At 68.2% G+C, this 12,615-nt stretch carries 9 protein-coding genes; 8 read left to right on the top strand and 1 reads right to left on the bottom strand.

Features of this window, described 5'->3' with window-relative positions:
* The first annotated feature begins 73 nt into the window (after window positions 1-73).
* Window positions 74-1,201, top strand: coding sequence for a calcium:proton antiporter (locus ACP7A3_RS14890; protein WP_426256350.1), 1,128 nt, complete (start codon window positions 74-76; stop codon window positions 1,199-1,201).
* A gap of 46 nt (window positions 1,202-1,247) precedes the next feature.
* The gene (locus tag ACP7A3_RS14885) at window positions 1,248-1,790 is read left to right on the top strand and encodes a GNAT family N-acetyltransferase (RefSeq protein WP_426256351.1); all 543 of its coding nucleotides are present in this window, start codon (window positions 1,248-1,250) and stop codon (window positions 1,788-1,790) included.
* Between the two features lie 46 nt (window positions 1,791-1,836).
* Here the strand turns inward: ACP7A3_RS14885 and ACP7A3_RS14880 are convergent, their stop codons facing one another.
* A complete protein-coding gene (locus ACP7A3_RS14880) occupies window positions 1,837-3,021 on the bottom strand; it encodes an acetyl-CoA C-acyltransferase (protein WP_426256352.1) in 1,185 nt (394 codons plus the stop codon).
* A 151-nt stretch (window positions 3,022-3,172) separates the two neighbouring features.
* On the opposite strand from ACP7A3_RS14880, the gene ACP7A3_RS14875 reads away from it, so the two are divergent.
* The 6 genes from ACP7A3_RS14875 (at window position 3,173) to ACP7A3_RS14850 (ending at window position 12,582) form a co-directional block, all read left to right on the top strand.
* A complete protein-coding gene (locus tag ACP7A3_RS14875; RefSeq protein WP_331361318.1) occupies window positions 3,173-3,385 on the top strand; it encodes a hypothetical protein in 213 nt (70 codons plus the stop codon).
* Window position 3,386: 1 nt separating this feature from the next.
* Window positions 3,387-4,139 carry a prepilin peptidase gene (locus ACP7A3_RS14870; RefSeq protein WP_426256353.1) on the top strand — a complete coding sequence of 251 codons (753 nt, stop codon included), beginning with the start codon at window positions 3,387-3,389 and terminating at the stop codon, window positions 4,137-4,139.
* On the top strand, window positions 4,136-4,579 hold the full coding sequence (locus ACP7A3_RS14865; protein ID WP_426256354.1) for a hypothetical protein: 444 nt from the start codon (window positions 4,136-4,138) through the stop codon (window positions 4,577-4,579). Before ACP7A3_RS14870 ends, ACP7A3_RS14865 begins: the two co-directional genes overlap by 4 nt.
* On the top strand, window positions 4,576-5,991 hold the full coding sequence (locus tag ACP7A3_RS14860; protein WP_426256355.1) for a coniferyl aldehyde dehydrogenase: 1,416 nt from the start codon (window positions 4,576-4,578) through the stop codon (window positions 5,989-5,991). The genes ACP7A3_RS14865 and ACP7A3_RS14860 overlap by 4 nt, the downstream gene beginning before the upstream one ends.
* A 151-nt stretch (window positions 5,992-6,142) precedes the next feature.
* The gene (locus tag ACP7A3_RS14855; protein WP_426256448.1) at window positions 6,143-8,326 is read left to right on the top strand and encodes a BamA/TamA family outer membrane protein; all 2,184 of its coding nucleotides are present in this window, start codon (window positions 6,143-6,145) and stop codon (window positions 8,324-8,326) included.
* The gene (locus tag ACP7A3_RS14850; protein WP_426256356.1) at window positions 8,326-12,582 is read left to right on the top strand and encodes a translocation/assembly module TamB domain-containing protein; all 4,257 of its coding nucleotides are present in this window, start codon (window positions 8,326-8,328) and stop codon (window positions 12,580-12,582) included. The genes ACP7A3_RS14855 and ACP7A3_RS14850 overlap by 1 nt, the downstream gene beginning before the upstream one ends.
* Window positions 12,583-12,615: the final 33 nt, after the last annotated feature.

The raw sequence follows: 12,615 nt of genomic DNA, 5'->3' as shown, positions 1-12,615 counted from the left end.
CCGCGCGAGGCGCTCGTCATGGGGAGCTTTCGCGGCGCTGGAGCATTGGCTTTGCGTAACGATCCGGGAGGCGATGACAGACGTGGCAGGAGCAGCGAACGACGGCACGGTGGCGCAGGGTGGCAAGGGGTGGCTGGGATTGCCCCTGTGGTCGCTGGCGTTTCCGATCGTGGGCGTGCCGGCGGTGCTCGTGTCGCTCTATGCCATGGGGACGATCGGGCTGATCGCCGCTGCGGTGATCCTGATCGGGGCGGTCGTGTCCGCGGTGCATCAGGCCGAAGTCGTCGCACACCGTGTCGGTGAGCCCTTCGGCACGTTGGTGCTGGCGGTCGCGGTGACGGTGATCGAGGTGTCGCTGATCGTATCGCTGATGGTGTCGGGGTCGGGCGACGTGTCCGCGCTGGCGCGCGACACGGTGTTCGCCGCGATCATGATCATCCTGACCTTCATCATCGGGCTGTGCCTGCTGACCGGCGGGGTGATGCACGGCGAGCAGCGCTTCACGCTGCGCGGGATCAGCGCGGCGCTGGCGACGCTGGCGGCACTGACCGTCCTGTCGCTGATCCTGCCCAATTACACGACCAGTGCGGCGGGGCCGACCTATGCCCCCTCGCAACTGATCTTCGTCGCGGTGGTCAGCCTCGTCCTCTACGGCACGTTCGTGCTGGTGCAGACGGTGCGGCACCGCGACTATTTCCTGCCCGCCGGCGATGTCGAGCCGGAGGCGCATGTCGCGCCGCCCAGCGACCAGGCCGCATGGGCGGCATTCGGCGTGCTGCTCGTCGCGCTGGTCGTCGTCGTGTTGCTCGCCAAGGGGCTGTCGGCGAAGATCGAACAGGCGGTGATCTCAGCGGGCCTGCCGCTGGCGGTGGTCGGCGTGATGATCGCCGGACTGGTGCTGGCACCCGAAAGCCTCGCGGCGTTCAATGCGGCGCGGCGCGACCGGTTGCAGACCAGCCTGAACCTCGCGCTGGGATCGGCGCTGGCGACGATCGGCCTGACGATTCCCGCGGTGGCGATCGTCAGCCTGGTGCTGGGGTTGCCGCTGGCGCTCGGCATTGGCGCCAAGGCGATGACGCTGCTGGCGCTGTCGCTGTTCGTGACGACGATCTCGCTCGGGACCGGGCGGACGACGATCTTGCAGGGGGTCGTCCACCTCGTCATCTTCGCCGCCTATCTGTTCACGACAGTGGTGCCCTGACGTTATGCGGCTTGCGACGGGACGCGATCGGAGTGCGGTTGCCGGCATGCTGGCGCGCGCCTTTCAGGACGATCCGGCATTCGGATATATCTTTCCCGATCCGGCGACGCGGGCACGGCAGCTGCCGCGGCTGTTCAAGCTGCTCTACGACAGCGACGGTGCTGCGGGGATGCGGCTGGTGAGCGAGGGCGGCGAGGCGGCGACGCTGTGGCGCGGACCGGGGCGGGCCGCCATGGGGTGGGGCGAGATCGTCCGCCATCTGCTACCCTTCGCGGGCGCCCTGGGGACGGCCATACCACGCGCCTTGCAGGTCAGCGGCGCGGTAGAGGCGCATATGCCGAAGGGTGACTTCTGGTATCTGCACATCGCCGGGTGCGATCCCGCGGCGCAGGGCCGGGGTTACGGTCGACGCGCGCTGGTGGCCGGGTTGGAGCGGGCGGCGGGGCGAACGCCCTGCTATCTGGAGACCGCGACCGAACGTAATCTGGGATTCTATGCGAGCGTGGGGTTTGCGGTGATCGACGAATGGCGCGTCGGACGCGACGGTCCGCGCTTCTGGTCGATGCTGCGCCCTGCCGATCGGCGGTAAAGGGGCGGGGCAAGCGCCTGGCGTGCCCCGCCCGAAACCGTCGCCGTTACAGCAGCTCCACCGCCATCGCCGTCGCTTCGCCACCGCCGATGCACAGCGATGCGAGGCCGCGCTTCTGGCCCGTCGTCTCCAGCGCCGACAGCAACGTCGCGAGAATGCGCGCGCCGCTCGCGCCGATCGGATGGCCCAGCGCGCAGGCGCCGCCATGGATATTGAGCCGCTCGGGGTCGATGCCGAGATCGTGGATCGCGATCATCGAGACGGCGGCGAACGCCTCGTTCACCTCGAACAGGTCGATGTCGTCGCGGCTCCAGCCGGCGCGTTCCATCGCCTTGCGCATCGCAAAGACGGGGGCGGTGGTGAACAAAGCCGGCGCATGCGCGTGCGCGGCATGCGATACGATGCGCGCGATCGGGTTCAGCCCCAGCCGCTCGGCGACGCTGGCGCGGGTCATCACCAGCGCGGCGGCGCCGTCGGAGATCGACGAGGCGTTGGCCGCGGTGATCGTGCCGTCGCGCGAAAAGGCGGGCTTCAGAGTCGGGATCTTGGCGATGTCGCCCTTGGCGGGCTGTTCGTCGAGCGCGACGGTGGTCGAGCCCTTGCGCCCCTTCACCTCGACGGGGACGATCTCGCGATCGAACGCGCCAGAGGTTTGCGCGGCCTGCGCGCGGGTGAGCGAGCGGATCGCATAATCGTCCATCGCGGCGCGCGTGAATTGATAGTCGGCCGCGGTATCCTCGGCGAAATTGCCCATCAGCTTGCCGGGTTCGTACGCATCCTCGAGCCCGTCGAGATACATGTGATCGAGCAGGCGATCATGGCCGATGCGCGCGCCGCCGCGATGGGCCTTGGACAGATAGGGGGCGTTGGTCATGCTCTCCATGCCCCCCGCGACCAGCAGGTCGACCGATCCAGCGGCGAGCGCTTCGGCCCCCATGATCGCGGCCTGCATGCCCGAACCACACATCTTGTTGACCGTCGTCGCTTCGACATGCGTGCCGAGGCCCGCGCCGATCGCCGCCTGCCGCGCGGGTGCCTGGCCGAGGCCGGCGGGCAAAACGCAGCCCATGTAGATGCGCTCGACCGCCTCGGCCGATACGCCTGCGCGCTCGACGGCGGCCTTCACCGCTGCCGCGCCGAGTTCCGTGGCGGTCGCACCCGACAGTGCGCCCTGAAACGAACCCATCGGCGTACGGGCGTAGCCGAGGATGACGACGGGATCGGTGGACATAGGCTCTCCTGCGTTTCTACTGGGCCGGTGATCTAAAGGGTGGGAGGATCGGGGGCAATGATCGCCGCACGGATACAAACACCGCCCGGCGCTTTGTGGCGGGGTGGAAGAATTTATCGAGCCTTTACGGTGGTTTGCGTCGATCAGTGGGATGATCGCCGCGGCCGTCGTGGCGCTCGATTGGGGGCGGCGCGATACCGGCTGGGCGATGGCGCTGTTTTGCCTGTCGGCGATCGCGTGGATCACCGGCGCGGTGCTGATGCGCGACTGGGCGCTGGGATCGCAGAATGTCGTGCTGCTCGGCATCGATCTGCTCGGGGTCTACCGCTACCTCCTCCGCAGTCCGGAGCCTGCGGAGGATTGACGTGACCGTGGCCCTGTGGCCGCTGGGGCTGGGCGTTCTCGGCGCAATCCTGGGCAGTTTCATCGCGGCGCTTACGATCCGCTGGCCAGAGGGGCGGTCGGTGATGCGGGGACGCTCCGCCTGCGACGCCTGCGGCGCGACGCTGACCCCGCGCGAGCTGGTGCCGGTGATGAGCTATATCGTGCAGCGGGGCCGCTGTCGGCGATGCGGGGCGCCGATCGATCCGTGGCATCCGGGCGTGGAACTGGCGGCGGTGGCGATCGGCGTGCTGGCGGGGTTCGCCGCGCCGGGGTGGAATGGCGTGGCCGGTGCCGTGTTCGGCTGGTTGCTGCTGGCGCTCGCGGCGCTCGACGTGCGCGCCTTCTGGCTGCCCGATCGACTGACCGGTCTGCTTGCCGTAGCGGGGCTTGCCGCAGGCTTGGCGGGTGTTGCGCCGGCGCTGGACGAGCGGCTGATCGGCGGCGTTGCCGGTTATGGTGCGCTTGCCGCGATCGCCTGGGGCTATCGGCGGTGGCGTGGGCGCGACGGGATGGGTGGAGGCGATCCGAAGCTGATGGGCGCGATCGGCCTGTGGCTTGGCTGGCGTATGCTGCCGGCGGTGCTCGTGATCGCGAGCCTGATCGGCCTCGGTGTCGCACTGTTTGCCCGGGTGAGGGGGGCGAAGGTCACGGCGGATATGCCGCTGCCGTTCGGTGCGCTGCTCGCTGTCGCGGCTTACGCGGCGTGGCTCGCCATGATAGCATTTGCGGCATGATGATCGCACCGTTGCTCGCCCTCGCACTCCAGGCGGCCGCGCCGGCCGTTCCGCCCATCGTGTCCGGGGCGTCGCCCCTGCTGGGGCCGATCGGCCAGCAGGCGCTGCCCACCAAGGGATGTGCGGCCTATCTATGGAGCACCGCCGATCGCCAATTGGTCGCCATGGCGAGCGTGGACCGTGCGACGTTGCGGGTGTCGGTCGGGGGCAAGACCATAGATCTGGCACGCAGCGCGGTCAGCGGCACGGCGCCGCTGGGGTTTGCGGCCAGCACCGAATATCGGGGTGAGGGAATGAGCGCGCGGCTGACGATGGACGTGGTCCAGCAGGAGGGACTGACCGCGGGCGCCCGCGTGCCGAGCGGCGCGTTGCAGATCGATCGTCCCGGCGCCGACGGTGTCGTGGTGCCGGTCGCTGGCCTGATCGGATGTGCGGCATGACGCTGACGGATATCCTCGCGGCGCAGCGCAGCGCCTTCACCGCGGAGTTGCCGATCGATGCCGCGACCCGCAAGGATCGGCTGCGCCGCGCGGCCGCGATGATCCGCGACCATGGCGACCGATTCTGCTCGGCGATGAGCGAGGATTTCGGCCATCGCAGCCCCTATCAATCGATGGTCACCGACATCGCCGGCTCGATCGCGCCGATCGCCTATGCGCTGAAACACGTCGATCGGTGGATGCGCCGCGAGAAGCGCAAGCTGGAATTCCCGCTGGGCCTGTTGGGCGCGCGGGGCTGGATCGAATATCAGCCCAAGGGCGTGGTCGGTGTCATCGCGCCGTGGAATTTTCCGGTCAATCTGGTGATGGGGCCGATCGCGGGCGCCTTTGCCGCGGGCAACCGGGTGATGGTGAAGACCAGCGATTTCACGCCCGCCACAGCGGCGTTATTCGAAGAGGTGGCGCCGCGCTATTTCGCGACCGACGAGCTGGCGTTCGTCAGCGGCGGTGCCGATGTCGGCCAAGCCTTTGCCGCGCTGCCGTTCGATCACCTGCTGTTCACCGGTGCGACCGGGATCGGCCGACACATCCTGCACGCCGCCGCCGATAATCTGACGCCGGTGACGCTGGAACTGGGCGGCAAGAGCCCCGCGATCATCGGCAAGGGCGCCGACCTGCCCCGCGCCACCGAGCGGATCGCGATGGGCAAGATGCTGAACGCCGGGCAAATCTGCCTCGCGCCCGATTATGTGCTCGTGCCCGAGGCGCAGGAGCAGGCGGTCGTCGACGGCCTGACCCGCGCGGCGAGTGCGATGTATCCCACCCTGCTCGACAATCCCGATTACACCGCGATCATCAACGATCGGCATCACCAGCGCCTGACCGACTGGATCGAGGACGCCCGCGCCAAAGGCGCGCGCGTCGAGGTCGTCAATCCGGCGAACGAGGCCATCGCGACCGCCAACGGGCGCAAGATGCCGCTGCATATCGTTCGGGACGTGACCGACGACATGATCCTGATGCAGGAGGAGATCTTCGGCCCGGTGCTGCCGATCATCCGGTACGACGGGATCGACGCCGCGATCGACCGGATCAACCGCGGGGGACGGCCGCTGGGCCTGTATCATTTTGGCGGGGACGCCGCCGAACAGCGGCAGGTGCTCGACCGGACGATCTCGGGCGGGGTGACGCTGAATGACGTGGTCTTTCACGTGTCGATGGAGGATCTGCCGTTCGGTGGCGTCGGGCCGTCGGGCATGGGCAGCTATCACGGCATCCACGGCTTCCGTACCTTCAGTCACGCCAAGGCGGTGCTGCGGCAGCCGCGGATCGATGTCGCCAAGCTCGCCGGGATCAAGCCGCCGTATGGCAAGGCGATCCCCGCGGCCATCAAGCGGCAAATCCGGTCCTGATGGGATCGCGGGCGGCGGTATAAGTCTGGGTCGCTGACAGAAAGAACCTCAGGCCGGGCAACCAAAACCGCGCTTCGGCGTTGTCCAAGCGCTTGGGGGTGTATTCGAACGCGAACGCTCTCGAAAAGGGGAACGTTACCGCGTGCGAGTATTGACCGGACGACATTATTGGCTTGCCGTCGCGCTGCTCGCCGCGACGCCGGCATCGGCTCAGTTCAACCAGCAGCAGGGCACCGCGCCCGCGCAAGGTCCCGATGCGCCGAAGGTCAAGGATCAGGCGATCCCGACGACCGCGAACGATCCCGCGGTAGACACCGGGCCGATCATCCCCGATTCCGCGTTCGACGCCGCATTGCCGACGCTGAGCGGCGACATCAACGCGCCGCTGGAACCCATGCCGAAGGATGCCGCGAAGGCGGCTATACCTCAGGTTCAGGTCGCTGGACAGGCGGGCGCCGTTCAAGGCGATGCGACGCTGCCCCCCGCCGCGGCGGAAAATCCCGAACTGGCGCAGCCGCTGACCCCGCTGACGCAATTCGATACGACGCCGCTGCAAACCGCCGCCGACGTCAAGAGCGCCAACGCGCCCGAAATCCGGTACGACACGGTGCTGACCGGCTTGCAGAAACTGGGGCTGGAGGACGAGTTCAAGTCGTTGTCCGCCTTGCAGGAGGGCAAGGGCAAGGCGGCGAATGCAACCCAGGTCGCGGCCCGGGCGCGCGAGGACGAGGGGCTGGCGGTGCGGCTGATGAAGTCGCTCGGCTATTATGACGGCACCGCGATTTCGCTGATCGAGGCGGAGCCCGGCACCGACGGCAAACCTTCGGGCCGTCTGCGCGCCACCGTCACGGCGACCCCGGGGCGGCTGTATCGCCTGTCGTCGATCAAGGTCGAAGCCCAGCCGGTCATCCCGGCCGACCTCATCACGCGCAACCTGCCGCTGAAGGTCGGCGATCCGATCGAGGCCGCGCGCATCCAGGCGGCGGAGGCGAACGTCAGCCTGGTACTGCCGCAACAGGGCTATCCCTTCGTCAAGGTCGGCGACCGCGACATTCTGCTCGACGACCAGTCGGACAAGGCGACCGGCGCCTATACGCTGCCGGTCGATACCGGCCCCCGCGCGCGCTTCGGGCAACTGGTGACCACCGGGGATCCGGTCTTCGGGCTCGACCACCTCAACGTCTTCCCGCGCTTCAAGAGCGGCGACCTGTACGACAGCCGCAAGACCGACGATCTGCGCGACGCGTTGGTCGCGACGGGGCTGTTTTCCAGCCTGTCGGTGCAGCCGGAGAAGACCGGGCGCGTCAACGCCGACGGCACCGAGGCGGTCGACCTGCTGGTGCGGCAGACCGAAGGGCCGGCCCGCAGCCTGGCGGGCAGCGCGGGCTATTCGACCGGGCAGGGCTTCAAGGCCGAGGGCAGCTGGACCCATCGCAACCTGTTCCCGCCAGAGGGCGCGGTGATCGGGACGATCGTCGCCGGTACGCAGGAACAGGGTCTGTCGGCGACCTTCCGCCGCTCGAACGCGGGCAAGCGCGACAAGACCTTCCTCGCCTTCGCCAGCGCCAACCACAACAATTACGACGCGTTCGAGGCGTATACCGCGACCATCTCCGGCCGCTGGAGCTATGTGTCGACGCCGATCTGGCAGAAGCGCTTCACCTATTATTACGGCGGCGAGCTGGTCGCGACCAACGAGAGCGTGTTCGACTTCGCGCGGGGTGACCGGGTGCGGCGCAACTATGGCATCGTCGCGCTGCCGGCGCAGGTCGAATGGGACACGTCGAACAGCCTGCTCAACCCGACGCGCGGCTATCGCCTGCGCCTGAACCTCAGCCCCGAAGGCGCGGTGAGCGACGGCGTGCGCCCGTACGTGCGCACGATGATCGAAGGGACCTTCTATTATCCCGTGTCGAACAGCTTGGTGATCGCCGGCCGCGCCAAAGCCGGGTCGATCCAGGGCATCGATCGCGATGCGTTAGCGCCGTCGCGCCGCTATTATGGCGGCGGCGGCGGGTCGGTGCGCGGCTATGGATACCAACGGCTCGGGCCGCTCGATCCGCAGGGCAATCCGGTCGGCGGACGTTCGCTCAACGAATTCTCGATCGAGGCGCGCTATCGCTTCGGCAATTTCGGGATCGTGCCGTTCCTCGACGCCGGCAACAGCTATGAATCGAGCCTGCCCAAGGGCACCGACCTGAAGTTCGGTGCGGGTATCGGCGGCCGTTTCTACACCAATTTCGGGCCGATGCGCATCGACGTCGCAACGCCGCTCAACCGGCGTCCGGGCGACGGCCGCGTCGCGCTCTACATCTCGATCGGGCAGGCATACTGATGAGCGACGACACGCCCGTGCCTGCCACCGAACCTGCCGTCGCCGAACCCGCCGTGATCGTGGCTGCGAAGCGCCCGCTGTGGCAGCGAATCCTGAAGTGGCTGCTGGTCGCCATCCTCGCGCTCGTCGTGCTGGTCGGCGTCGTCGTGCTGGGGATCAATACCGATCCCGGCCGCCGCTTCGTCGCCAACCGTATCGGCGGTTATACGACCGCCTCCGGCCTCAACATCAAGGTCGGGCGCATCGACGGGTCGCTCTACGGCAAGATGGTGCTGAGCGACGTGCGCGTCGCCGATCCCAAGGGCGTGTTCCTCACCAGCCCGCGGCTCGACGTCGACTGGCGGCCGTTCGCCTTCGCCCGCAACCATGTCGACGTGCGGGGGCTGTCGACCGATCTCGTCACGCTCGCGCGCCGGCCGGAATTGAAGGCGACGCCGAGCGACCCCAACGCGCCGCTGCTGCCCGACCTGGATATCGATGTGAACCGGCTGCACATCGGCCGGCTGGTGCTGGCGAAGCCGGTGACGGGCGAGACGCATGTGCTGCGTATCGATGGCGCAGTGCATATCGCCGATCGCCGCGCGCAGCTGGTGGCGGACGCCGCGGCGTTGCGCGGGCCGGGGATCGCCGGTGGCGACCGCTTGCGGTTGACGCTGAATGCGGTCCCCGATCGCAACATGCTCGACGTGAACGCCAAACTGTCGGCACCCGTCGGCGGCGTGGTGGCCACGATGGCGTCGCTGAAGGCGCCGCTGACCGCGAGCGTCGACGGGCGCGGAAGCTGGCAGACGTGGCAAGGTCGCGCGCTCGCGACGCTGGGGCAGGGGCAGCTCGCCGACATCGGCATCACGGCCAAGAATGGCCATATCGAGCTGCGTGGCTTTGCCACCCCGGGCCTGTACCTGACCGGTCCGGTCGAGCGGTTGACGGCGCCGCGGCTGGACCTTGCGATCGATACGACGCTGAACGACCGCAAGGCGGACACGCGGATGACGCTGAAGTCCGACGCGCTGGCGGTGGATGCAGGCGGTCTGCTCGATCTGGCCAACAGCCGCTTCGGCAACTTCGCGGTCAATGCACGACTGCTGACGCCGGGCGCGATCGCACCCAACCTGCGCGGTCGTGACGTGATGGCGCGGCTGGTGCTGGATGGCGCCTTTGCGACGCCGACGGTGGATTATAAGGTCAGCGCGGCGGCATTGGGCTTCGGCACGACGACGGTCGAGACCGTCTATGCCGAGGGGCTGGCGCGGGTGAATGCCGATCGCATCCTGGTGCCCGTCAATGCGCGCGCGCGCCGCGTGACCGGTCTGAATGCGGCCGTCGGTGGGCTGACGAACAATGTGCGGATCAATGGCGATTTTGCCATTTCGATGCCCAATATCCTGTCGGATAATCTGCGCATCCGGTCCGATAACATCGATGCGACCGCGGTGGTCGTCGCGAACGTGCAGACGGGCCGCTACACCGGCGCGCTGAAGGGGCGGGTCAACAATTACCGCGTCGAGAGCATCGGCATCATCGACCTGACCACCGACGCCAAGCTGGTGCCCGGTGCGCGCGGCGGGTTCGGCATCACTGGCCGCGTCGTCGCGCAGACCAAGCAGCTGTTCAACAGCGGCGTGCGCGATTTCCTGGGCGGCAATGCGATCGTCCGCAGCGACATCGGCTATAGCCCAGAAGGCATCGTCACCTTCCGCAACCTTCGGATGAACGCGCCACAGTTCCGCATCACCCGCGGCGAAGGACGGTTCGACCCGGGCACCGGGGCCGTCGCGGTCAATGCCGATGCCTATTCGGCGCAATATGGCCCCGTCACGGCACGTATCACCGGCACCGCCGATGCACCTGTCCTCGTGCTGCACGCGGCACGGCCGGGGCTCGGCGTTGGCTTGATCGATGTCGATGCGCGGATCGTCGGGCGCGGCGGCGCCTATGCCGTGACCGCGAAGGGCGGCACCGATTATGGGCCCTTCACCGCCGATGTGCTCGTGCGGCCCAGCCCGCGGCTGACGGTGGACGTCAACCGCCTCGTCTTTGCCGGGATCGTCGGACAGGGGCGGATCGCCGCCACACCGGCGGGGCCGTTCGCGGGCGCGCTGCAGTTCGCCGGCCGTGGCATCACCGGCAATGTGCGTCTGGCGGATCAGGGCGGCTATCAGCGCGCTGACGTCGCCGCACGCGCATTCAACGCCACCATTCCCGGCCAGTCGGACTTCACCATCGGTCGCGCCATCGTCAACGCCAGCGTCGTGATGGTCCCCAAGGCACCGCAGGTGGTTGCCGACGTGCAGGTGGGCGATACGCGCTACAATGCCTTCGTCATCCAGGCGATGCGCGCCAAGGTGAACTATGCCGGCGGTCGCGGCACCGCGCAGGCGGTGCTCAACGGATCGAGCGGCGTGCCGCTGCGTCTGGCGATCAACGCACGGCTGTCGCCCGATGCCTATCTGGTCGCGGCGCAGGGGCAGGCGAACGGCATCCCGTTCCGCACCGGAACGCCGGCGCGGATCACGGCGGCTCGCGGTGTCTATACGCTCGCGCCGACGCGGATCGATTTCGGCCAGGGCACCAACGCCGGTTCGGCACGCCTTGCGGGATCGTTCGGCGGCGGCGTCACCGCGGCGCAGGCACGACTCGACTCGCTCAACCTGTCGATCCTGTCGGCGTTCGTGCCGAATCTGGGCGTATCGGGCGCCGTGACTGGCAGCCTCGACTATCGTCAGCAGGGGCAGGCGATCCCGGCGGCCGATGCGCGGCTGACGATCGCCAATTTCCAGCGCACCGGCCTGTCGGCCGTGTCCGAGCCGGTCGACGTGCAGGTGATCGGCAAGCTGCTGCCCGATGGTGGCGAGATGCGGGCGCTCGTAAAGCGTGGGCCGATGGCGATCGGGCGCCTGCTCGCGACGCTGCGGCCGCTGCCGCCGGGCGCGGGGTCGTGGACGACGCGGCTGATGCAGGCGCCGCTTGGTGGCGGCATCCGCTATAACGGCCCGTCGGCGGTGCTGTTCAGCCTAGCCGCGCTGCCCAACCAACAGCTGTCCGGACCGATCGCAGTCGCCGCGGACTTCTCCGGTCGCGTCTCGGCACCGCAGCTCAACGGCCTGATCCGTGCCGACAATCTGACCTACGATAATGAAACCTTCGGCACGCGCCTGTCGCAGATGAAGGTCGCGGCGCGGTTCAACAACGACCGGCTCGAACTCACCGGCCTCACCGCGCGGGCGGGCAGCGGCACGGTGCAGGCGCAGGGTACGATCGGCCTGGCAGCGGATGCCGGCTTCCCGGTCGACGTGCGCGCGCGGCTGGACAATGCGCAGCTCGCGAAAAGCGATGCGGTCGCGGCGACCTCGTCGGGCACGATCCGCTTCACGCACGGCCGTGATGGCGGGCTGTTGCAGGGGAATCTTACCATTCCCGAGGCACGCTATCAGATCATCCGTCAGGGCGCGGCCGAGGTGCCCGAACTGACGGGCGTGCGGCGCAAGAGCCAGATCGTCACCCCGCGGCCCACTGACCGCCCGACGCCGGCACCGGTCAGCACGATCCGCCTCGACCTCAACGTCAGTGCGCCCAACCAGCTGTTCGTGTCGGGCATGGGCCTCGAATCCGAATGGCAGATGAAGCTGCATGTCGGCGGCACATCGGCGGCGCCGGTGGTGACCGGTGGGCTCGATCTCGTCCGCGGCACCTATTCGTTCGCGGGCAAGCGGTTCGAGGTCAATCGCGGCACGATCCGCTTCAACGGCGGCGCGCTGAGCGATCCCGACATCAACATCCAGGCTACCACGACAGTCAATGGCATCACCGCGGTGATCCAGATCACGGGCACCGGCCAGCGCCCGCAGATCACCTTCACCTCGACGCCCGCCTTGCCGCAGGACGAGGTGCTGAGCCGCCTGCTGTTCGGCACTAACCCCGAAAACCTGTCGGCGACGGAGGCGATCCAGCTGGCGAGCGCGCTCAATTCGCTGCGTGGCTCGGGCGGTGGACTCAACCCGCTCGGCAAGCTGCGCTCGGCGACGGGCTTCGACCGGCTGCGCGTGCTCGGCGCCGATCAGGCGACCGGACGCGGCACCAGCCTCGCCGCGGGCAAATACATCACCGACAACATCTATGTGGAGATCGTCACCGACGCGCGTGGCTATACCGCGACGCAGCTGGAGATCGCATTGACCCGCACGCTCAGCCTGCTGACCGCGACGGGCTCGCAGGGCGGATCGGACGTCCGCCTGAAATATTCGCGAGACTATTGACGCGACCTACGGTAGCTTCTCCGCAAATCCGAA

This window comes from Sphingomonas sp. DC5200-1, from assembly GCF_049897245.1.
In the GTDB taxonomy this organism is placed as follows: Bacteria; Pseudomonadota; Alphaproteobacteria; order Sphingomonadales; family Sphingomonadaceae; genus Sphingomonas; species Sphingomonas aquatilis.
This window is presented reverse-complemented; position numbering and strand designations above follow the sequence as displayed.

What these genes read in the sequence shown, in the direction of transcription:
- ACP7A3_RS14890 (WP_426256350.1), top strand. Translation starts at nt 74, where the DNA reads ATGACAGACGTGGCAGGAGCAGCGAACGACGGCACGGTGGCGCAGGGT.
- ACP7A3_RS14885 (WP_426256351.1), top strand. Translation starts at nt 1,248, where the DNA reads ATGCTGGCGCGCGCCTTTCAGGACGATCCGGCATTCGGATATATCTTT.
- ACP7A3_RS14880 (WP_426256352.1), bottom strand. Translation starts at nt 3,021, where the DNA reads ATGTCCACCGATCCCGTCGTCATCCTCGGCTACGCCCGTACGCCGATG.
- ACP7A3_RS14875 (WP_331361318.1), top strand. Translation starts at nt 3,173, where the DNA reads ATGATCGCCGCGGCCGTCGTGGCGCTCGATTGGGGGCGGCGCGATACC.
- ACP7A3_RS14865 (WP_426256354.1), top strand. Translation starts at nt 4,136, where the DNA reads ATGATGATCGCACCGTTGCTCGCCCTCGCACTCCAGGCGGCCGCGCCG.
- ACP7A3_RS14860 (WP_426256355.1), top strand. Translation starts at nt 4,576, where the DNA reads ATGACGCTGACGGATATCCTCGCGGCGCAGCGCAGCGCCTTCACCGCG.
- ACP7A3_RS14850 (WP_426256356.1), top strand. Translation starts at nt 8,326, where the DNA reads ATGAGCGACGACACGCCCGTGCCTGCCACCGAACCTGCCGTCGCCGAA.